The 19681-nt window shown below is 70.2% G+C and carries 18 protein-coding genes; 11 read left to right on the top strand and 7 right to left on the bottom strand.

All coding sequences use genetic code 11. The features are described from left to right. Nucleotides 1–12 precede the first annotated feature (12 nt). The 3 genes from ACEXHE_RS06570 (at nucleotide 13) to ACEXHE_RS06560 (ending at nucleotide 4598) form a co-directional block, all read left to right on the top strand. Entirely contained in the window at nucleotides 13–1536 is a 1524-nt protein-coding gene (locus ACEXHE_RS06570) for an RNB domain-containing ribonuclease (RefSeq protein WP_374785155.1), read from the top strand. Between the two features lie 379 nt (nucleotides 1537–1915). After that, the gene (locus ACEXHE_RS06565) at nucleotides 1916–3721 is read left to right on the top strand and encodes a DEAD/DEAH box helicase (protein ID WP_374785154.1); all 1806 of its coding nucleotides are present in this window, start codon (nucleotides 1916–1918) and stop codon (nucleotides 3719–3721) included. Between the two features lie 19 nt (nucleotides 3722–3740). Next, nucleotides 3741–4598: a DNA-methyltransferase gene (locus ACEXHE_RS06560; protein WP_374785153.1), complete on the top strand. Its 858-nt coding sequence runs from the start codon at nucleotides 3741–3743 to the stop codon at nucleotides 4596–4598. Between the two features lie 12 nt (nucleotides 4599–4610). On the opposite strand, the gene ACEXHE_RS06555 is transcribed toward ACEXHE_RS06560, so the two are convergent. Next, on the bottom strand, nucleotides 4611–5459 hold the full coding sequence (locus ACEXHE_RS06555) for a PHP domain-containing protein (RefSeq protein WP_374785152.1): 849 nt from the start codon (nucleotides 5457–5459) through the stop codon (nucleotides 4611–4613). 85 nt (nucleotides 5460–5544) lie between these two features. Between ACEXHE_RS06555 and ACEXHE_RS06550 the strand changes: the two genes are divergently transcribed. Next, complete coding sequence (locus ACEXHE_RS06550) at nucleotides 5545–7110, top strand: aminopeptidase P family protein (RefSeq protein WP_374785151.1); 1566 nt, start codon at nucleotides 5545–5547, stop codon at nucleotides 7108–7110. 92 nt (nucleotides 7111–7202) lie between these two features. Here the strand turns inward: ACEXHE_RS06550 and ACEXHE_RS06545 are convergent, their stop codons facing one another. Continuing rightward, nucleotides 7203–8387: a general stress protein gene (locus ACEXHE_RS06545; RefSeq protein WP_374785150.1), complete on the bottom strand. Its 1185-nt coding sequence runs from the start codon at nucleotides 8385–8387 to the stop codon at nucleotides 7203–7205. 152 nt (nucleotides 8388–8539) lie between these two features. Here ACEXHE_RS06545 and ACEXHE_RS06540 point away from each other — a divergent pair, with 152 nt between their 5' ends. From ACEXHE_RS06540 to ACEXHE_RS06525, 4 genes are all read left to right on the top strand, one after another. Then, nucleotides 8540–10384, top strand: a complete 1845-nt coding sequence (locus ACEXHE_RS06540; protein ID WP_374785149.1) for a pyruvate kinase — start codon at nucleotides 8540–8542, stop codon at nucleotides 10382–10384. Between the two features lie 64 nt (nucleotides 10385–10448). Beyond that, on the top strand, nucleotides 10449–11735 hold the full coding sequence (locus tag ACEXHE_RS06535) for a magnesium transporter MgtE N-terminal domain-containing protein (RefSeq protein ID WP_091693366.1): 1287 nt from the start codon (nucleotides 10449–10451) through the stop codon (nucleotides 11733–11735). Beyond that, nucleotides 11732–12526 (top strand): DUF1003 domain-containing protein, encoded by a 795-nt coding sequence (locus ACEXHE_RS06530; protein WP_356967805.1) that lies wholly within the window; start codon nucleotides 11732–11734, stop codon nucleotides 12524–12526. The genes ACEXHE_RS06535 and ACEXHE_RS06530 overlap by 4 nt, the downstream gene beginning before the upstream one ends. Beyond that, nucleotides 12523–13665 (top strand): Mrp/NBP35 family ATP-binding protein, encoded by a 1143-nt coding sequence (locus tag ACEXHE_RS06525; protein WP_374785148.1) that lies wholly within the window; start codon nucleotides 12523–12525, stop codon nucleotides 13663–13665. Before ACEXHE_RS06530 ends, ACEXHE_RS06525 begins: the two co-directional genes overlap by 4 nt. A 35-nt stretch (nucleotides 13666–13700) precedes the next feature. Here ACEXHE_RS06525 and tatB read toward each other — a convergent pair whose 3' ends face one another. Further along, nucleotides 13701–14276, bottom strand: a complete 576-nt coding sequence (tatB, locus tag ACEXHE_RS06520; RefSeq protein WP_374785147.1) for a Sec-independent protein translocase protein TatB — start codon at nucleotides 14274–14276, stop codon at nucleotides 13701–13703. 63 nt (nucleotides 14277–14339) lie between these two features. Continuing rightward, nucleotides 14340–15365 (bottom strand): hypothetical protein, encoded by a 1026-nt coding sequence (locus ACEXHE_RS06515; RefSeq protein ID WP_374785146.1) that lies wholly within the window; start codon nucleotides 15363–15365, stop codon nucleotides 14340–14342. Between the two features lie 242 nt (nucleotides 15366–15607). Here ACEXHE_RS06515 and ACEXHE_RS06510 point away from each other — a divergent pair, with 242 nt between their 5' ends. Then, entirely contained in the window at nucleotides 15608–16258 is a 651-nt protein-coding gene (locus tag ACEXHE_RS06510) for an O-methyltransferase (protein ID WP_374785145.1), read from the top strand. 87 nt (nucleotides 16259–16345) lie between these two features. Here ACEXHE_RS06510 and ACEXHE_RS06505 read toward each other — a convergent pair whose 3' ends face one another. From ACEXHE_RS06505 to ACEXHE_RS06495, 3 genes are all read right to left on the bottom strand, one after another. Continuing rightward, nucleotides 16346–16516: a DUF3117 domain-containing protein gene (locus tag ACEXHE_RS06505; protein ID WP_091693339.1), complete on the bottom strand. Its 171-nt coding sequence runs from the start codon at nucleotides 16514–16516 to the stop codon at nucleotides 16346–16348. Between the two features lie 110 nt (nucleotides 16517–16626). Further along, nucleotides 16627–16950: a DivIVA domain-containing protein gene (locus ACEXHE_RS06500; RefSeq protein ID WP_374785144.1), complete on the bottom strand. Its 324-nt coding sequence runs from the start codon at nucleotides 16948–16950 to the stop codon at nucleotides 16627–16629. After that, on the bottom strand, nucleotides 16947–17792 hold the full coding sequence (locus ACEXHE_RS06495) for a TIGR00730 family Rossman fold protein (protein ID WP_091693331.1): 846 nt from the start codon (nucleotides 17790–17792) through the stop codon (nucleotides 16947–16949). The genes ACEXHE_RS06500 and ACEXHE_RS06495 overlap by 4 nt, the downstream gene beginning before the upstream one ends. A 146-nt stretch (nucleotides 17793–17938) precedes the next feature. On the opposite strand from ACEXHE_RS06495, the gene ACEXHE_RS06490 reads away from it, so the two are divergent. Both ACEXHE_RS06490 and ACEXHE_RS06485 read left to right on the top strand, forming a co-directional pair. Then, complete coding sequence (locus ACEXHE_RS06490; protein WP_374785143.1) at nucleotides 17939–18736, top strand: amino acid ABC transporter ATP-binding protein; 798 nt, start codon at nucleotides 17939–17941, stop codon at nucleotides 18734–18736. A 55-nt stretch (nucleotides 18737–18791) separates the two neighbouring features. Then, entirely contained in the window at nucleotides 18792–19655 is an 864-nt protein-coding gene (locus ACEXHE_RS06485; protein ID WP_277245786.1) for a glutamate ABC transporter substrate-binding protein, read from the top strand. Nucleotides 19656–19681 lie beyond the last annotated feature (26 nt).

Genomic DNA, 19681 nt, shown 5'->3' with positions numbered 1-19681 from the left:
TAGGGTGTCCCCGTGCCTTACCATCACCTGGATCTGACCAGTTCAGCGGCCCAGTCGGACCTGGCCGAGCGCCTGTCCGCCCTGCGCACCGAGTTCGAGCTGCCCGCCGCCTTCCCCCCTGACGTGGCGAGGGAGGCTGAGCAGGCCGCGGCCGCCGTCGGGAAGGATCTTCCCCAGACCGACCGCACCGATCTCCCCTTCCTGACCATCGATCCGCCAGGCTCCACCGACCTGGACCAGGCCGTGCACATCCAGGCTGGGGCCGAAGGGCACCCTGACGGGTTCGCCGTCCACTATGCGATCGCCGATGTCCCCGCGTTCATCACCCCGGGTGGCGCGCTGGACGCGGAGACCATGCGCCGCGGCCAGACCGTGTACCTGCCGGACGGGCGTGTGCCCCTGCACCCGGAGGTGATCAGCGAGGACGCCGGGTCCCTGCTGCCCGGGCAGCACCGGGGCGCCTACCTGTGGACCTTCGCCCTGGACGCCGTCGGCGCCGTGGTGGACACCGGGCTGGAGCGGGCCACGGTGCGCTCGCGCACGCAGCTGACCTATGAGCAGGCCCAGCAGATGATCGACGACGGCTCGGTCACCGAGGTGCCTCGGCTCACCCAGGAGGAGGTCACCACGCTGCGACTGCTCAAGCAGGTGGGGCTGCTGCGGATCGAGCAGGAGTCGGCCCGGGGCGGGGCGAGCCTGAACCTGCCGGAGCAGGAGATCGTGGCCACCGAGGACGGGTATGACCTGGTCTCAGCCCCGCCGCTGCCGGTGGAGGGATGGAACGCACAGATCTCGCTGATGACGGGGATGGCCGCCGCCCAGATCATGCTCGAGGGAAAGGTCGGGATCCTGCGGACCATGCCGGACGCCGACGCGTCCTCCGAGGCACGCTTCCGGGCCCGGACCGTGGCGCTGGGCCACCCGTGGGAGAAGGGCACCCCGTACGGGCAGTATCTGCGGGGGCTGAACACCACCGACCCGCAGCACCTGGCGATCATGCACGCCGCCACCTCCCTGTTCCGCGGCGCCGGGTACACCGCGTTCGACGGCGAGCTGCCGGAGGTCACCACCCAGGCCGCGATCGCCGCACCGTACGCTCACACCACCGCTCCCCTGCGCCGACTGGTGGACCGGTTCGTCCTGCAGGTCTGCCTGGCCCTGGTGGAGGGACGTGAGGTGCCGCAGGAGCTGCGAGAGCGGCTGTCCGAGCTGCCCGAGGCCATGAAGTCCTCCGGTTCGGTGGCCTCCCGCGTGGAGAACGCCGCCCTGGACCTGATCCAGACCGCCGAGCTGGCCGGCCTCGAGGGTGAGCACTTCTCCGCCGTGGTGGTCTCGGCACCCACGCCCGAACAGGTGGAGAAGGCCAAGACCGAGGACCGTCTGCCCTACGGCGAGGTCCAGCTGGAGGACCCGCCCGTGCTGGGTCGCTACGAGGGTCATGCCGAGGCCGGCCAGGCCGTCACCGTGGAGCTGGTCTCGGCGGACCTGGAGTCGCGCACGGTGCTGTTCCGAATCGTGGAGCAGGCTGCCGAGTAGGGCCACCACGGTCGCCCGTCCCGCCCGGACAGCGGCTTCCAGCGTTCTCTCGGCCCCGCGCGGTACAGTGGGCACATCACGGATGACCGGTCGCACTGATCACCTGTGTCCACTGAGGTTCTGACCTGTCTGACCACAGACCGACTCACCGGATCCGGCACGCGCCACGCAGCCCGGGTCCCCGGTGGAGGCTTCACCGCCACCACCTGCACTGCCCTGACGCGATCGGCTCCACGAACGGACGCACGGCGTCCGGCCGAGCCGCGCTGGCCCGCCCGTCCCCTGGACGGATGCACCTGCCTGCCGCACCCCTGCCCCGCAGGGCGCCCCGTGAGGGCCGACCGGACCGCTGTGCCTGAACTGATCGGACAGCAACCCCATGACTCCAGAGCAGAAGATCGTCGCAGACAACGACGTCGACACCGAGGACCTGAACACCACCGAGATCGAGACCCTCGAGGTCGCCGACTCCGTGGAGGTCGCCGAGGCTCCCGCACCGCAGCCGGAGAAGTCCTTCGCCGACTTCAAGGTCCACCCCGCCATGGTCGAGGCCCTGGCCGAGAAGGGCATCACCCACCCCTTCCCCATTCAGGCGATGACCCTTCCGGTCGCCCTGGGCGGACACGACATCATCGGCCAGGCCAAGACCGGCACCGGCAAGACCCTGGGCTTCGGCCTGCCGCTGCTGCAGCGGGTGGCCGGACCGGATGAGCCCGGGTTCGAGAAGCTCGAGGTCCCCGGCGCCCCGCAGGCCCTGGTGGTGGCCCCCACCCGTGAGCTGGCCAACCAGGTCGCCGCGGACATCAGCGCCGCTGCCGCCAAGCGCTCCGTGCGCATCGCCACCATCTATGGCGGCCGCGCCTACGAGCCCCAGATCGAGGAGCTCCAGCGCGGCGTGGAGGTCGTGGTCGGCACCCCCGGCCGCCTGATCGACCTGATGCGTCAGCGTCACCTGAACCTGAAGAACGTCAAGGTCGTGGTGCTGGACGAGGCCGACGAGATGCTTGACCTGGGCTTCCTGCCGGACGTGGAGACCCTGCTCTCCGCCGTGCCGGAGGTGCGCCAGACCATGCTCTTCTCCGCCACCATGCCCGGCCCCGTGGTCGCCATGGCCCGCCGGTACATGACCCAGCCCACCCACATCCGGGCGGCTGACCCGGAGGACGAGGGCATCACCAAGAAGGACATCCGTCAGCTGGTGTACCGCGCCCACCACATGGACAAGGACGAGCTGATCGCCCGGTCCCTGCAGGCCGAGGGCCGCGGCAAGACCATCATCTTCACCCGCACCAAGCGCACCGCCGCACGCCTGTCCGATGAGCTGGCCTCGCGCGGTTTCGCCGCCGGCGCCATCCACGGCGATCTCGGCCAGGGTGCCCGTGAGCAGGCCCTGCGTGCCTTCCGCTCGGACAAGATCGATGTGCTGGTGGCCACCGACGTCGCCGCCCGCGGCATCGACGTGGACGATGTCACCCACGTGTTCAACTTCCAGTGCCCCGAGGACGAGAAGACCTACCTGCACCGCGTGGGCCGCACCGGCCGCGCCGGCAACAAGGGCACCGCCGTCACCCTGGTGGACTGGGAGGACATGCCCCGCTGGTCCCTGATCAACAAGGCTCTGGGCCTCAACGTCCCGGAGCCCCCGGAGACCTACTCCTCCTCGCCCAGCCTGTTCGAGGACCTGAACATCCCCAAGGGCACCAAGGGCCGTCTGCCCAAGTCCCAGCGCACGCACGCCGGACTGGACGCGGAGAAGCTCGAGGACCTGGGCGGGCCGGAGTCCAAGAACCGCAGGGACAGCCGTGGTGGACGCGGTGGCCGTGAGGGGGGCCGCGGCGGACGCGGTGGTCGGGACGGTGGCCGGGGTCGCTCCCGTGACGGCGAGTCCGGCGGTCGCGAGGGTGGCCGCAGCCGTTCCCGCCGCCGCTCCGGCGGTCCCGGTGAGGGCCAGTCCCAGGATCAGGTCCAGGACCAGAAGCAGACCCAGCACGACGACGGCCGCGCACCTGAGCAGGGTGAGCGCGCCTCGCGCGGTGGCCGGGCCGCAGGCCGCGATGGCGGTACCCAGCCCGAGCGCAACGGTGAGGGCGGCGGCACGGGTGAGCGCCGTCGTCGTTCTCGGAGCCGTTCCCGCACCCGCCGCCGTGACGGCGAAGTGGTGCAGGAGCAGCGCTCCGCCGAGTGACCCGCGCAGCTGAACAGCCGTGATCGATCTCGATCCTGAGGGCCCCAGTCTGGTGGTGGGGGCGGAGAACCTGGAGTTCCTGCCCTCCCTTCCGGACGGGGCCTTCACCACGATCTACCTGGACCCGCCGTTCAACACCGGGCGCGCCCAGGTGCGTGCCACCACGCGGTCCGTGCGCGCCCAGGGCGATGAGTCGGATCCGGGCGACCGGATCGGGTTCGGCGGGCGCAGCTACACCACCGTCAAGGGTGTGCTCTCCCGGTATGACGATGCGTTCAGTGACTACTGGGAGTTCCTGGAGCCGCGGCTGCGCGAGGCCTGGCGGCTGCTGGCCGAGGACGGGACGCTGTACCTGCACCTGGACTACCGCGAGGTGCACTACGCCAAGGTGATGCTGGACGTGCTGTTCGGGCGCGAGTGCTTCCTGAACGAGATCATCTGGGCCTATGACTTCGGTGGCCGGACCAAGAAGCGGTGGCCCACCAAGCACGACACCATCCTGGTCTACGTCAAGGATCCGCAGGGCTACTGGTTCGACTCCGAGGAGGTGGACCGGGAGCCGTACATGGCACCCGGACTGGTGACCCCGGAGAAGGTGGCGCGCGGCAAGCTGCCCACGGACGTGTGGTGGCACACCATCGTCTCCCCCACGGGCAAGGAGAAGACCGGGTACCCAACGCAGAAGCCTCTCGGTCTGCTGCGCCGGATGGTGGCCGCCAGCTCACGCCCGGGCGACTGGGTGCTGGACTTCTTCGCCGGCTCCGGCACCCTGGGGGCTGCCGCCGAGCAGCTGGGGCGGAAGTACGTCCTGGTGGATCAGAACCCCGAGGCGCTGGAGGTCATGAGGAAGCGCCTGCCGAACGCACAGTTCCGCTGAGCGGAGGTCCTCCTACGGCCGGATGATCTCCGCGCCGGTGGCCATCTCGGCGATCCGCTCCACGACCTCGTCGGGCGTGGTGTTCTCCCCGATCGCGTTGGGCTTTCCCGTGCCGTGGTAGTCAGATGACCCGGTGACCAGGAGTCCATGCCGGTCCGCCAGCTCGAGAAGCCAGCGCCGGCCGTCGTCGGGATTGTCTCGGTGGTAGACCTCCACCCCGGCCAGGCCGGCCTCGATCATCTCCTCGAAGACCTCCGGGCCCACCACCCGGCCGCGCATCTGCGCCACCGGGTGCGCGAACACGGGCACTCCCCCGGCCTCACGCACCAGTCTCACGGCGTGCACGGGGTCCGGGGCGTAGTGGGAGACGTAGTACTTGGAGCGCGTGGTGAGGATGTGCGCGAAGGCGTCTGTGCGGGTGGCCACCGCGCCCACGCTGACCAGGGCGTCGGCGATGTGCGGCCGCCCGATCGTCGCCCCCGGCGAGGAGTGCTCCATGACCGTGTCCCAGGTGATCGGGAAGTCCTCGGTCAGCCGCTCGACCATCCGCTGCGCCCGCGTCACCCGAGACTGGCGCGAGTGCTCGATCTCCTCCAGCAGCCCGGGCGCAGCAGGATCCTGCAGGTAGGAGAGCAGGTGCACGCTGATCCCGGTGGCGGAGACGCAGGAGACCTCCATGCCGGGCACCAGGCTCACGCCCATGCGGCGGGCCTCGGCGGCGGCCTCATCCCAGCCGGCGGTGGTGTCATGGTCGGTGAGCGCCAGGCCGGTCAGTCCCACGCTCGCGGCGGCACGCACGACGGCGGCCGGCGCCTCCGTTCCATCCGAGACGAACGAGTGGGTATGGAGATCGAACGGCATGTTCCCCAGGGTATCCGGCGCAGGTTCGCTCCCGGCGCAGGGCCCACGTGGAGTCCGTTCGTGCGGCGGTGACATGATGGAGGGCATGACTGAACAGACTCCCACTGAGATGCCGGAGACCCCGGAAGCCCAGGACCCCCAGACCCTCGAGGACCGCGTGAACAACCGCTCGCAGCGCCCCTCCTCGGACGCCTTCAAGAAGTTCATGGGGTCCCAGTGGGCCCCCTCCGAGTCCTCCGTGACCCTGCCGGATGCCTCCGCCCCGTTCGCGGCCCAGCGCCGCAAGGCCTTCTCGGAGAAGTACGCCGGGGAACGCCTGGTCATCCCCGCCGGTGAGCTCAAGGTCCGTTCCAATGACACCGACTACCGCTTCCGCGCCCACTCCGCCTTCGCACACCTGACCGGACTCGGCGTGGACCATGAGCCGGACGCCGTGCTGGTGATGGAGCCGGTGGACGAGGGTGCCGGCGACCACGGCTCGAACCACGAGTCCACTCTGTACTTCCGTCCCCTGGCCGGGCGGGACACCGAGGAGTTCTACTCCAACGCCCGCACCGGCGAGTTCTGGATCGGCCCGCGCCCCACCCTGGGCGAGATGCAGGCCCGCACCGGCATGCGCTGCGCTGACCTGGGTGAGCTGGAGACCGCGGTGACCAAGAACGCCGGCCACACCGCCCTGGGTGGAGTGCAGATCCGCCTGCTGCGCGGAGCGGACCTGAACATGGAGGCCCTGGTGGACACCTCCCGGATCAACACCGGGGTGGACCTGGAGGCCGCGGACTCCCTGGACAACGAGATCACCGAGTTCCTCTCCGAGCTGCGCCTGGTCAAGGACGGCTGGGAGATCGAGGAGCTGCGCGGGTCCGTCAACGCCACCATCGCCGGCTTCGAGGACGTGGTCCGGGCCCTGCCTGCCGCCAAGGCCCACCGCCGCGGCGAGCGCGTGGTGGAGGGCGCCTTCTTCGCCCGCGCCCGCCAGGAGGGCAACGACCTCGGGTATGACACCATCGCCGCCTCCGGCAACAACGCCACCGTGCTGCACTGGATCCGCAACACCGGCGAGGTGAAGGACGGCGACCTGATCCTGGTGGACGCCGGCGTGGAGGCCGACTCCCTCTACACCGCGGACATCACCCGCACCCTGCCGGTCAACGGGACCTTCTCCCCCGTGCAGCGCAAGATCTACCAGGCCGTGCTGGATGCCGCCGACGCCGCGTTCGCCATCGTCAAGCCCGGCATCAAGTTCCGCGAGATCCACGCCGAGGCCACCCGTGTGCTGGCCGAGAACCTGGACGCCTGGGGCCTGCTGCCCGTCTCGGTGGAGGAGGCCCTGTCCGAGCAGGGCCAGCACCACCGCCGCTGGATGCCGCACGGCACCAGCCACCACCTGGGACTGGATGTGCACGACTGCGCCCAGGCCAAGCGCGAGCTCTACCTGGACGGCGTCCTGGAGCCGGGCATGGTGTTCACCATCGAGCCCGGGCTGTACTTCAAGGCCGAGGACCTGGCCGTCCCGGAGGAGTACCGCGGGATCGGCGTGCGCATCGAGGACGACATCTACGTGACCGACGAGGGCGCCGAGAACCTCTCGGCAGCGCTGCCGCGCACTCCCGACGATGTCGAGTCCTGGATGGCACGACTGCTCGGCTGACGCTGGGCGCCAGCAGGCGAGACAGAGAAGTCAGAGAAGAATGGGCGGGGCCGTGGATCACCACGGCCCCGCCCTTCTTCTCTGTTGACAGCTCAGCGGTCTGAGTCAGCCGGCTTCTGCTCGGGAGCTTCGTCCTTCGGCCGCTCGCCGCGGCCGTACCGGGGACGGCGGTACTGCTGGTCCTGGTCCGGCTCGGCCTGCCCGGCATCGGCCTGAGGCTCCACCGGCTGCTGCGACTGCTCCGGGGCCGGCGCGGCGGCCTCGTCGGCCTGCTTCGCGCGGCGGCCCTTCTTGGCGTAAGCGGGCTCCTGGTACTGCTCCGTGCCGCCGGTGGTGTTCTCGCTCAGGCCCTGCTCGCGCAGGATCCGGGTCCGCAGCTCCAGTGCCTCCGCCTCCGGCAGGCGCACACCGTACTGGGGACGCCCGTCCGGCAGATCAGGGTAGGACCAGTCACGCTCGGGTGCCTCCCCCGTGGGAGCACTGCCTGCGGGTGCCTGCTGGCCCGGCATCGCCGCCGTGGGCCCCTGATGCTCCGCCACCGAAGCGGCCGGCGCCTGGGCCTGCTGCTGGACGGTCTCTGCCTGCTGGCCCTGCTCCGGGGCGGCGTGCGATCCCGAACCGGTGGACCCGGACGCCGTCGACCCCTGACCGGAGGCAGGGTCCTGCACGGGAGTCGGGGCAGTCTGCTGCGGCGGTGCGGGCGGCTGAGGCTGAGGCTGACTGGGCTGCTGCTGCGGCGGCGGAACCGGGGCCTGCTGCTGGACCGGCGTCTGCGCAGGCACACTGCCCTGCCCCGCACCACCCCGCAGGATGCCCTTGGCCTGCGCGGCGGACTCGAAGGCGCACACCACATCGAAACTCGTGGGCACCAGCTGCTGAACGGAGTCGAACCCGCCGCCCCGGCTCTTGCGCAGGGACATCCCGATCACGCCCATGATGATCCAGATCGCGGCACCGATCGCCGCCGTGGCCAGGATCTGCAGGCCGGCCCGCGCCGGATCCACCAGGGAGAGCAGCAGCCCGAGCATCGCGCCGAACAGGGCGCCCTGGATCGCCGAGCGCAGCGCCACCGAGGCGTAGGTCAGCTTCCCGCGCACCCGCTCCACCATCCGCAGGTCCGTCCCGACGATCGAGACCTGCTTGACGTCGAACTCGCCGGTGGCCAGCCGGTCCACCACCTCGCGCGCCTGCTCGTAGCTCGAATAGGTGCCCAGCACCTCGCCCCGGGGCAGCCCCTGGGCGTGGGGGTCAGACGGTGATGCAGCGAAGAGAGCCATGGCCCCATTCTGCCGTGCCGCACTGCACGAACCCTGGGGATCACGGCGGACTCTGCCACCGGCGTAAGCCCCACCCGTCCAGACCTCCCTTCTCCGCACGCACGCCGCGCCACAGTCCTGACACGCCCCCCGGTCAGCCCTAGGGTGGAGTCATGGCTGAGCTGCCCGATGACCGCCTGATCTCCGACCTCCACTCCCTGCGCGAACGGCTGCTTCACGCCGAGTCCGAACACGCCGAGCTGATCGACCGGGTCCGCGAGCGCCACCGTGCCTCCGCCCGCAACCTCGTGCACTATGTGGCCCTGCGCGGCACGGACCTGCGTGACCTCCAGGACCGGCTCAGCGACGCCGGGCTCTCGTCCCTGGGCCGGATGGAGGCCGGCGTGCTCGGCCACCTGGACACGGTCCTGACCGCCCTGTGTGCCCTCTCCACCACAGACCAGAGTCCCGACGACGGCCCGGTCACCACAGGTGACCCGCTCACCCCGGCGCAGGGCCGCCAGATCCTTCAGACCAACACCGAGCACCTGCTCGGCCCGGCCCGCGCAGACAGGCAGACCCGGATCATGGTGACCATGCCCAGCGAAGCCGCCACGGACCCGGATCTGGTGGCAGGGACCGTGACGGCCGGAATGGACCTGGCCCGGATCAACTGCGCGCATGATGATGAGTCCGCGTGGACCTCGATGATCGAGTCCCTGCGCTCACCCGGGACCTCCGACGGTGACCGCCCGGCCCCGCTGATCGCCATGGACCTGGCCGGCCCCAAGCTGCGCACCGGGCCCATCGCCCCCGGGCCCCAGGTGCTCAAGGTCAAGCCCCAGCGCGACTCCTCCGGCACCGTCACCGCCCCCTCCCGCGTCTGGCTCGGCCAGCCCCCGCAGGAGCCGAGCGAAGGCACGGAGCCGAGCGCCGTCGTCGGGAACCTGCCTCTCCAGGACCCCGCACAGGCCCGCCCTGTCCTGACTGATCTCACCCTCGGCGACGAGCTGACCCTGACAGACGCCCGCGGCTCGAAGCGCACCCTCACCGTGGAGGCGCTGACCCCGGAGGCCGTGCAGCTCACCGCCGCCCAGACCGTCTACTGGGCCACCGGAACCGAGCTCAGCTCCCCCGCGGGCACGCTCACGGTCGGCGAGCTGCCCGCTCAGGAGCAGTCCATGCGGGTGCGGGAGGGTGAGCAGATCGTGCTGACCCGCTCGCTGGAGCCGCGCCCGGCGGTCACCGAGCCGCCGTATGTGATCGGCTGTACGCTGCCGCAGGTGTTCGAGGACATCGAGCCCGGGCACCGGGTGTGGATCGACGACGGCAAGATCGGGACCGTGGTGGAGTCCGCCACGCAGGACGAGATCCGGCTGTGCATCACCTCGGCCGGACCGAACGGGGCCAAGCTCAAGGCGGAGAAGGGCATCAACGTCCCGGACACCGAGCTGTCCATCCCCGCCCTGACGCAGGACGATCTCGCCCACATCCCGTTCGTGGCCGCCCACGCGGACATGGTCAACCTCTCCTTCGTCCGCTCGGAGCAGGACGTGGCCCAGCTGATCGACCTGCTGCAGGCTGAGGGCGCCGAGCAGGTGGACATCACCCTGAAGATCGAGACCGTCTCCGCGTTCGAGTCCCTGCCGCGGATGCTGCTGGAGGCCATGCGCTGGCGGGACGTGGGCGTGATGATCGCGCGCGGGGACCTGGCAGTGGAGGCCGGGTTCGAGCGGATGGCCGAGCTGCAGGAGGAGATCCTCTGGCTCTGCGAGGCCGCCCACGTCCCGGTCATCTGGGCCACGCAGGTCCTGGAGTCCCTGGCCAAGTCCGGCCTGCCCTCCCGCGCGGAGATCACCGACGCCGCCATGGCCCAGCGCGCCGAGTGCGTGATGCTCAACAAGGGACCGTTCATCACCGAGGCCATCAGCGCCCTGTCGGACATCCTCACCCGGATGGGCGGCCACACCCAGAAGAAGCGGGACATGCTGCGCCAGCTGCGCTCCTGGCAGCTCTGAGCATTCCCGACGACGTCACCCGGCTCACAGAGCCCGCTCACCTCCCAGCCACTAGGCTGGAACGGTGAGTGCCAAGATCTTCGTTGCCCGCCTGCTGGGCCTGGACGTGTTCGACCCTCAGGGTGACCGCCTGGGGCGGATGCGCGATGCCGTGGTGGTGGACCGCGGACCGCTGCTGCCGCCGATGGCCGTCGGGATCGTGATCGAGGTGCCGGGCAAGAAACGCGTGTTCGTGCCGATGACGCGGGTGACCAGCATGGACCCGCACCAGATCATCACCACCGGGCTGATCAACCTGCGCCGGTTCGAGCGCCGCGGCGCCGAGCTGATGGTGGCCGGTGACGTGTTCGACCGGCGGGTGCTGCTTAAGGACGGCTCTGGCGAGGCGATCGTCGAGGACATCGGCTTCGAGCAGCAGCGCAACGGGGACTGGCTGGTCACCGAGCTCTACGTGCGCCGCAATGCCGGGCGCACCGCGTTCGGACGCACCCGTGGCGAGCACCTGCTGATCGACTGGGACGCCGCCCGCTGGGCCGGACACCAGGAGCCCCAGGGCGCCACCAGCTTCGTGGCCGCCCACGAGGACATGAAGCCGGCGGACCTGGCCGACGTCATCCACGAGATGACGCCCAAGCGCCGGATCGAGATCGCCGAGGAGCTGCAGGACGAGCGCCTGGCGGACGTGCTCCAGGAGCTGCCGGAGGACGACCAGGTGGAGATCCTCTCCCACCTGGACATCGAGCGCGCGGCTGATGTGCTCGAGGAGATGGACCCGGACGACGCCGCCGACCTGCTGCACGAGCTGCCGGACAGCCAGCAGGAGCTGCTGTTGGAGCTGATGGAGCCCGAGGACGCCCAGGACGTGCGGCGCCTGATGGAGTATGACGAGAACACCGCCGGCTCGGTGATGACCCCGGTGCCGGTGATCATGCCGCCTGAGGCCACCGTGGCCGAGGCGCTGGCCAACATCCGCCAGCAGGAGTTCACCCCGGCCATGGCCTCCCTGGTGATCGTGGCCCGCCCGCCCCTGGAGACCCCCACCGGGCGGTACCTGGGCGTGGTGCACTTCCAGAAGCTGCTGCGCTACCCGCCCCCGGAGCCGTTGGGCAACCTGCTGGACAAGGACCTGGAGCCGGTCTCGGACCAGATGCCCCTGGGCGTGGTCACCCGCGAGCTGGCCACCTACAACCTCACCTGCATCCCCGTGGTCAACGAGAACCACCGCGTGGTGGGCGCCGTGACCGTGGACGATGTGCTGGACCACATCCTGCCCGAGGACTGGCGCATCACCGACGTCCCCGAGGTCGGCGATGAGACCTCCCGGGTCCACCGGAAGGAGGCCTCCCGATGAGCGAGAACCCCCAGGAGAACTCCGGCGTCCGCCGCCCCGGACTGGACACCCCCATGCGGGCCCGGTCCCGGTTCCTGCCGCAGCTCCGGCCGAATCCGGATGCCTTCGGCGAGGCCACCGAGGGCATGGCCCGGTTCATGGGCACCCCGCAGTTCATCCTCTGGATGACCCTGTTCTGCGTCTTCTGGGTCTCCTGGAACACCCTGGCCCCGGAGCCCTGGCGGTTCGATTCCGCCGCCCTGGGCTTCACCGCGCTGACCCTGATGCTCTCCCTGCAGGCCTCCTACGCCGCGCCCCTGCTGCTGTTGGCCCAGAACCGTCAGGACGACCGGGACAGGGTCTCCCTGCGCGAGGACCGCAACCGCGCCGAGCGCAACCTGGCCGACACCGAGTACCTCACGCGCGAGCTGGCCGGACTGCGCATCGCCCTGCAGGACGTGGCCACCCGCGACTACGTGCGCGGTGAGATGCGCAGCGCCGTGGAGGACATCACCGCGGACCTGCGCCAGGAGATCGAGCGTGAGCTGCGCGAGGAGATCCGCGCCGAACTGCTCGAGGAGCTCGGCCACACCCCAGCCGAACCCCGCAAGACCAAGAAGAAGAAGGAGCGCTCCGGCCGGGATGTCCGGGACCGGGACTCCCGTGAGGGCGCACCTCGCCACACCCGGCACGACGACGGCCAGGAGCCTCCGCAGACCACCACACTGGCGATCATCGCGGCCGAGGAGGCCGCTGAGGCTCGCCGCGCGGCTGAGGCCGCCCAGACCCCTGAGGACCCCACCTCCCGATGACCGACTCCCCCACCCCCACCGGCACCGCCCTCGAGCAGGCCGCCTGGCGTCGGCTCGAGTCCGTCTTGGACCCGGAGCTGCGCCGACCCGTCACCGAACTGGGCATGGTCGCCTCGGTGACGGAGACCGCGCCCGGTGACCTGGCCGTCGTCGTGCGTCTGACCGTGGCGGGCTGCCCGATGCGCGAGACCATCACCGCAGACGTGCGGCAGGCCCTGCTGCCCCTGGAGGGCTGCACCTCGGTGGAGGTCACCCTGGACGTGATGACCCCGCAGCAGCGGGCCGCGCTCAAGGAGCAGCTCACCGCCGGGCGCCCGGCCAACCCCTTCGGGACAGGCTCGCTGACGCGCGTGTTCGCGGTGGCCTCCGGCAAGGGGGGCGTGGGCAAGTCCACCGTCACCGCCAACCTGGCCTGCGCGCTGGCCGCCCGGGGGCTGAGCGTGGGACTGGTGGACGCGGACATCCACGGCTTCTCCATCCCGGGGCTGCTGGGCACCTCCGCCCGGCCCACCCGGGTGGATGAGATGATCCTGCCGCCGGTGGCACACACCGTGAAGGTCATCTCCATCGGCATGTTCCTGGACACCGATCAGCCCGTGGCCTGGCGTGGCCCCATGCTGCACCGCGCGCTGGAGCAGTTCGTCACCGACGTCTACTGGGGCGATCTGGACGTGCTGCTGGTGGACCTGCCCCCGGGCACCGGGGACATCGCGATCTCCGCCGCCCAGCTGCTGCCCGGCTCGGAGCTGCTGGTGGTGACCACCCCGCAGCAGGCAGCCGCGCAGGTGGCCGCCCGTGCCGGACAGCTCTCGGAGCAGACCGGTCAGCAGGTGGCCGGGGTGATCGAGAACATGGCCGCCATGACCCTGCCGGACGGCACCGTGCTGGACCTGTTCGGCTCCGGCGGTGGCGCGTCGGTGGCGCAGCGACTCACCGAGGCCCTGGGGCATCCCGTGGATCTGCTGGGCTCGGTCCCTCTGGACATGGCCCTGCGTCAGGACGGGGACGAGGGCACGCCGGTGGTGCTGCAGCATCCGGAGTCGCCGGCGGGGGTGGAGCTGCGGAGGATCGCCGCGTCGCTGGCGGTGCGCCCGCGGGGACTGTCCGGGATGAAGCTGCCGGTCACCCCGAAAGATTGATTCGGGGGTTGATCGGCAGGCTCCTCAGAGCGGGCTCAGGTGGCCTCGGTGTCGAACGGAGCCGGGAGGATCTCTGCGGGCTCAGACGCACCGTGGGGCGCATCGGCCCCGTCCGCCTGTTCCGCGGGGTCGGGCTCCCCTTCTGCGTGGTGGCTCATCGCTGCCGTTCCGGCTGCGACGGCTACCGCGCCCAGGGCGGTGGACCCGGCGCCGCTGGACCCGGTCCCCTGTGCTGAGGTCGCTGAGGTTCGCCCGGTCTTGCCACGCACCAGATCCCGGGGGTCCATGGTCTTGAGGTCCTCCCGCACAGCCTCGTGGTCCCAGACCTCTTGGGCGGTGGAGCGCATGTCCTGGACCGGTTCGGCCAGGGCCTCCTTGATGATCCGGCGCGGGTCATACTGGCGGGGATCGTAGCGACGCCAGTCGATCTCGTCGAAGTCGGTGCCGGTCTCCTCTTTGAACTGGTTCTTGGCACCTTCGGCCATCTGGCGCATCTGCCGGATCCACTGAGTCATCTTCCGGGCATAGTCCGGCAGCTTCTCGGGGCCCAGGATGAGCAGTGCGAGCACGATCAGGATGATCAGCTCGGCGCCATTGATTCCGAATGTCACAGTCCCTGAGCCTACCGGAGGGCGAGGGAGTCACGAGGCGTGGGACGGCAGGCGCCCCTGGTCTCAGCGGGGGACGTCGGCATCATCGGTCCAGGGCATCAGCCGTTCGAAGCCGCGCACGAGGCGCTCCGTGGCAGAGTCGGGCAGCTGGGCGGACTGCACCCGGGCCCGTTCGGAGAGGACCACCAACGTCATCACGCGGTCAGCGCGCTCCACGGGCAGATCCGAACTCAGCGCATAGGCGGCCTGGGCCGTCTGCACCCACGCCGTCCAGGAACCGTCCTCGTGGGTCTGCGTCCTGGAGGTCAACCCCATGGGCAGGGCCGACTCCTCAGCACCCTCCGGGGGAATCAGGGCCGGATCGCTCAGGCAGGCCGAGTCGTCCAGGCTCTGATCCTCGGAACGGCATTCATGCAGCACGGCCGACCCCACGGACCCGTCCAGGCTCAGCACCAGTTCGGTGGCGTCCTCATGCTCGCGCAGCCCCACCGATTCCGGCATCAGGCCGGCCACCGTCAGTGAGGGGACGTTCCAGCCCTGCCGACGCAGCTGATCCAGCAGCGCAACGGTCTCTGACCGGGCGGTCGGGGACGCGGCGGTGTCCATGGAGGTGGCCGCGATGGCACTGAACGGTCCGGCAGAGGCCCCGTCCGTCCGGGTCTCCTCCTCCTGTGCCGCATCAGCGGCAGATGAGCGCGACGTCTCGACCTGCACCTCCGGGACCGGCTGGATGGCGGGGGGCTCGGTGGGTGCGGCGCTCTGCTGGGGTTCCCCGGCCACCCAGGCTGCCAGCACCACGGCTCCAGCGGCCACCCCGGCCGCGCCCAGGCTCAGCACCACCTTCCACCCCGGAACTCCGGGGCGCTCTCCCAGCACAGTGGATGAGGCAGGAGCGGAGACGGCGTGATGGGGAAGCGACCGTGGCTGAGCGCCCTGCTCGGCGGCTCGCAGGATCCGATGCCGCTGGTCGACCTCGTCCTGGCACATGGGGCACCGGTCCAGGTGCTCGGCCACGCGGCGATGGGTGGTCTGGTCCAACGCCCCCTCGAGAAAGGAGTCGAACCGGGTCCGGGGGTGGAAGACCGCCATCAGTGGCGTCCCTCCCTCCACAGGGCGGACGGAGACGGCGTGGACTGTGGACGCGGGGCCCACCTCAGTGCGGGGGCGGACGAGGTCAGGGGCGTCACGGTCATGGCTGCGGTCTCCTTCCGGTCCCTTCCAGTGTGGCCGGTGAAGCTGAGAGGTCACTGGAGGCACTCCGGACTGGCCCGGGCCCGGTCAGTCGTAGACTGGACTGCCGAGTCGACCACGAGAGAAGTGAGCACCCCTCCATGAAGGCCCTGAGCCCGCACCAGACCGACAAGCACGCCAGCTGGGCGTTCGCTGAGTCGCGAGCGGAGGAGGACGAGGTGCTGCTGCGGGCCCGCGAGCGCTCGGCAGAACTGGGCATCGAACCGGTCAGCGAAGGCACCGCCGCCCTGCTGACCGTCCTGGCCGCCACCTCCTCCCCCGCCACCGTGGTGGAGATCGGCACCGGCGCCGGCGTGTCGGGCACCGCTCTGATGCGCGGCCTGCCCGCCTCCTCGGTCCTGACCACCATCGACACCGACGCCGAGGCCCTCCGGGCCGCCCGCGAGGCCTTCACTGAAGCCGGCCACCCGGCCAACCGGACCCGGATGATCACGGGCCGCTCCCGCACCGTGCTGCCACGCCTGTCCTCCCGGTCCTATGACATGGTGCTGATCGATGCCGACCACGCCTCACTGATGTTCCACCTGGAGCAGGCCGCCCGGCTGCTGCGCCCCGGCGGGCTGCTGATCGTCAACGACGCTCTGGACCAGGACCGGGTCCCCCGCCCAGCGGTGCGAGAGTCCTCCACCCTGGCCGCCCGTCAGCTCGGACGTGCGGTGCGCGAGGACGAGCAGTGGCTCTCCGCACTGACCCCCACCGGCACGGGCGTGCTGTTGGCCGTGCGCCGCTGACACCACGCTGACACAGCAGAGCCCCCGTCCTGGGCCGATGCGGCCACAGGACGGGGGCTCTGCCTGTTCTCCCTGGAAGGCTCCGGCTCAGCCGCCGGTCACACCCACCAGGCACTCCTTCAGGGCTGCGGCCTCCTCGTTGTTCAGCTCGAGCACGAGCCGACCGCCGCCGTCGATCGGCACGCGCATGATGAGGCTGCGTCCCTCCTTGGTCACTTCCATGGGACCGTCCCCGGTGCGGGGCTTCATGGCTGCCATCTGCGTTCCCTTCTCACAGCGGACCCCTCCAGGCGGAGCCGCTCGTTTCTGCCTGCGACCCCGGTTTCAGGCCCTGGGTGGTGCCGCAGTGTGACGTACAACAATTCCCATTATTCCGAAGAGTGGGCGGTGCCGCTAATCGTGGCCCGTTCGGCCTCGAGTTCGGCGATGCGCCGATCCCGCTCCTCCAGGGCCAGAGCCAATCGACGCAGGGTGTGATCCACCTGGTCCATCCGGTATCCGCGCAGGCCGGTGGCGAAGCGCAGCTGAGCGAGGTCCTGCGCCCGGGGATGCTGGGGCAGCAGGACGGGAGGAACCGTGGAGACCGGATCCTGCAGCGGCTGCGCCCAGCGCACTCGCCCGGAGAGCACCCCGACGATGCCACCGGCCACCACCACGGCCAGGATCAGCGCGAGCGTGACGAAGACGTTCACTGCGGGTCACCGCCGTCACCGGTGGCCGGCGCCCGGGTGGTCTCGGCGTCGGCGTCTGCCACCTCGGGACCGCGCAGATCGTTGAGCAACACGGCCTCGACGGCCTCCTCCGGGGTGTCCACCACCTCCAGCAGTCCCAGGTCCTCCGGATTGATCATGCCCCGCGCGGCCAGGGTGTCCCGCAGCCAGTCGACCAGGGGCGTCCAGAACTGCCGTCCCATCAGGACGATGGGGAAGGAGGTGACCTTGCCGGTCTGGACCAGGGTCAGCGCCTCGAACAGCTCATCCAGGGTGCCCAGGCCGCCGGGCAGCACCACGAAGCCCTGGGAGTACTTCAGGAACATGACCTTGCGGACGAAGAAGTACCGGAAGTCCACCCCCAGGTCCACCCAGGCGTTCAGGCCCTGCTCATGAGGCAGTTCGATGCCCAGTCCCACCGAATGCCCGTCCACGTCCTTGGCCCCGCGGTTGGCGCCCTCCATGGACCCTGGCCCACCGCCGGTCATCACCGAGTATCCCGCCTGGGCGAGCAGCGCACCCAGGCGCCGGGCGTCGTCGTACTCCTGCGAGCCCTCCCGAGTGCGCGCCGAGCCGAAGACCGAGATGGTTCGGCCCAGTCCCGCCAGGGTGCCGATGCCCTCCACGAACTCGCCCTGGATGCGCAGCACCCGCCAGGGGTCCGAGGAGGTGAAGCCCACCTCCCCCTCGGCCGGCAGCTCGGACAGACCGTGCCGGGAGTCCAGCAGCAGCTGGTCGAAGGTCGGTTCGGCCGCATGACGGCCCCGCAGTGTCTGGGGGCCACGGCGGACCGGATGTGCCGGAGGTTCAGGAGTGTGGGGCATGGACTCAGCCTATCCAGGCTCCGGGGCAGGGTCCGCGTCACGATGATGTTTCAGATCCACGACGATTCCGTGTCCGGCTACGCGTTCTCGACGCGACGGGCGCCCAGGTCGCACGGCGACGCGCCCGGTTCCGCTACTCTCTCCCTATGACGCACACCACCTCTGAGCCCGCGGGTGCAGCCGGGCCCGCCGCGGACTCCGCTCGACCTCTGGTCCAGCTGGAGAACGTCAACAAGCACTTCGGGCCGTTCCAGGCCCTGACGGACATCAACCTCTCCATCCCCGAACGCCAGGTCGCGATCGTGGTGGGACCCTCAGGTTCGGGCAAGTCGACCCTGTGCCGCACCATCAACCGGCTGGAGACCATCGACGACGACGGCGGCCGGATCCTGATCGACGGCCAGCCACTCCCTCAGGAGGGCAAGGAGCTGGCCAGGCTCCGGGCCGAGGTGGGCATGGTGTTCCAGTCCTTCAACCTCTTCGCGCACAAGTCGATCCTGGAGAACGTCACCCTGGGCCCGATGAAGGTCAAGGGACTGAAGAAGGCCCAGGCCGAGAAGGAGGCCATGGAGCTGCTCGAGCGCGTCGGCGTGGGACAGCAGGCCAAGAAGCTGCCGGCTCAGCTCTCCGGCGGCCAGCAGCAGCGTGTGGCGATCGCCCGCGCCCTGGCCATGCGTCCCAAGGTCCTGCTCTTCGACGAGCCCACCTCCGCCCTGGACCCCGAAATGGTCCAGGAGGTCCTGGACGTGATGGTCCAGCTGGCCAAGGAGGGCATGACCATGGTCGTGGTCACCCACGAGATGGGCTTCGCCCGAAAGGCCGGTGACCGGGTGATCTTCATGGCCGACGGCGCCATCCTGGAGGACACCGACCCGGAGAGCTTCTTCACCGCCCCGCAGCACGAACGAGCCAAGGACTTCCTGGGCAAGATCCTGGCCCACTGACCACCCATCCCCGATCACCATCTCAATCACCGCATCACCGCACCTGGAGGACACCATGCGCAAGAAGTTCCTGACCACCACCGCCCTGGCCGCCTCGGCCCTGCTCGCCCTCTCGGCCTGCTCCCCGTCTGAGTCCGGTGGCGGCGACGCCACCAACGGCGGCGGCGAGGGAGGCTCCGGCGAGAAGGTCCGCATCGGCATCAAGTTCGACCAGCCGGGCCTGGGCTTCCGCGAGGGCTCCAACGCCCCCACCGGCTTCGACGTCGAGGTCGCCAAGTTCGTGGCCGGCGAGCTGGGCTACACCGAGGAGAACATCGAGTGGATCCAGACCCCCTCGGCCAACCGTGAGAACGCCCTGGAGAACGGCGAGGTCGACATGATCTTCGCCACCTACTCCATCACCGACGCCCGCAAGGAGCGCGTGGGCTTCGCCGGACCGTACTTCGTGGCCGGCCAGGACCTGCTGGTCCGCGCGGACGACACCGAGATCACCGGCCCGGACGCCCTGGACGGCAAGAACCTGTGCTCCGTCACCGGCTCGACCTCCGCCCAGAAGATCAAGGACGAGTACGCCGAGGGTGTGAACCTGGTGGAGCAGGGCGGCTACGCCGAGTGCGTGAACTACCTGGAGTCCGGACAGGTCGACGCCGTCACCACCGACGACATCATCCTGGCCGGCCTGGCCGCCACCTCCACCAACCAGGGCAAGTTCAAGGTCGTGGGCAACCCCTTCACCGAGGAGCGCTACGGCGTGGGCATCTCCAAGGACTCGGACCAGTGCCAGGCCATCAACGACGCCATCGGCAAGATGAAGGAGGACGGCGCCTGGGAAGAGGCTCTGACCTCCGCCACCGAGGGCACCGGCTACACCGCCAACGAGGAGCTGAACACCGACACCGAGATGGAGAGCTGCTCCTGACGGCTGCGGCCAGACTGACGCACTCT

The sequence above is a fragment of the Micrococcus sp. IITD107 genome (assembly GCF_041927415.1).
Lineage (GTDB): Bacteria > Actinomycetota > Actinomycetes > Actinomycetales > Micrococcaceae > Citricoccus > Citricoccus terreus.
This window is presented reverse-complemented; position numbering and strand designations above follow the sequence as displayed.

Bases quoted from the DNA above. Each gene is read 5' to 3' on its own strand.
- ACEXHE_RS06565 (WP_374785154.1), top strand. From the start codon at position 1,916: ATGACTCCAGAGCAGAAGATCGTCGCAGACAACGACGTCGACACCGAG.
- ACEXHE_RS06555 (WP_374785152.1), bottom strand. From the start codon at position 5,459: ATGCCGTTCGATCTCCATACCCACTCGTTCGTCTCGGATGGAACGGAG.
- ACEXHE_RS06550 (WP_374785151.1), top strand. From the start codon at position 5,545: ATGACTGAACAGACTCCCACTGAGATGCCGGAGACCCCGGAAGCCCAG.
- ACEXHE_RS06545 (WP_374785150.1), bottom strand. From the start codon at position 8,387: ATGGCTCTCTTCGCTGCATCACCGTCTGACCCCCACGCCCAGGGGCTG.
- ACEXHE_RS06540 (WP_374785149.1), top strand. From the start codon at position 8,540: ATGGCTGAGCTGCCCGATGACCGCCTGATCTCCGACCTCCACTCCCTG.
- ACEXHE_RS06530 (WP_356967805.1), top strand. From the start codon at position 11,732: ATGAGCGAGAACCCCCAGGAGAACTCCGGCGTCCGCCGCCCCGGACTG.
- ACEXHE_RS06525 (WP_374785148.1), top strand. From the start codon at position 12,523: ATGACCGACTCCCCCACCCCCACCGGCACCGCCCTCGAGCAGGCCGCC.
- ACEXHE_RS06515 (WP_374785146.1), bottom strand. From the start codon at position 15,365: ATGGCGGTCTTCCACCCCCGGACCCGGTTCGACTCCTTTCTCGAGGGG.
- ACEXHE_RS06510 (WP_374785145.1), top strand. From the start codon at position 15,608: ATGAAGGCCCTGAGCCCGCACCAGACCGACAAGCACGCCAGCTGGGCG.
- ACEXHE_RS06505 (WP_091693339.1), bottom strand. From the start codon at position 16,516: ATGGCAGCCATGAAGCCCCGCACCGGGGACGGTCCCATGGAAGTGACC.
- ACEXHE_RS06495 (WP_091693331.1), bottom strand. From the start codon at position 17,792: ATGCCCCACACTCCTGAACCTCCGGCACATCCGGTCCGCCGTGGCCCC.
- ACEXHE_RS06490 (WP_374785143.1), top strand. From the start codon at position 17,939: ATGACGCACACCACCTCTGAGCCCGCGGGTGCAGCCGGGCCCGCCGCG.
- ACEXHE_RS06485 (WP_277245786.1), top strand. From the start codon at position 18,792: ATGCGCAAGAAGTTCCTGACCACCACCGCCCTGGCCGCCTCGGCCCTG.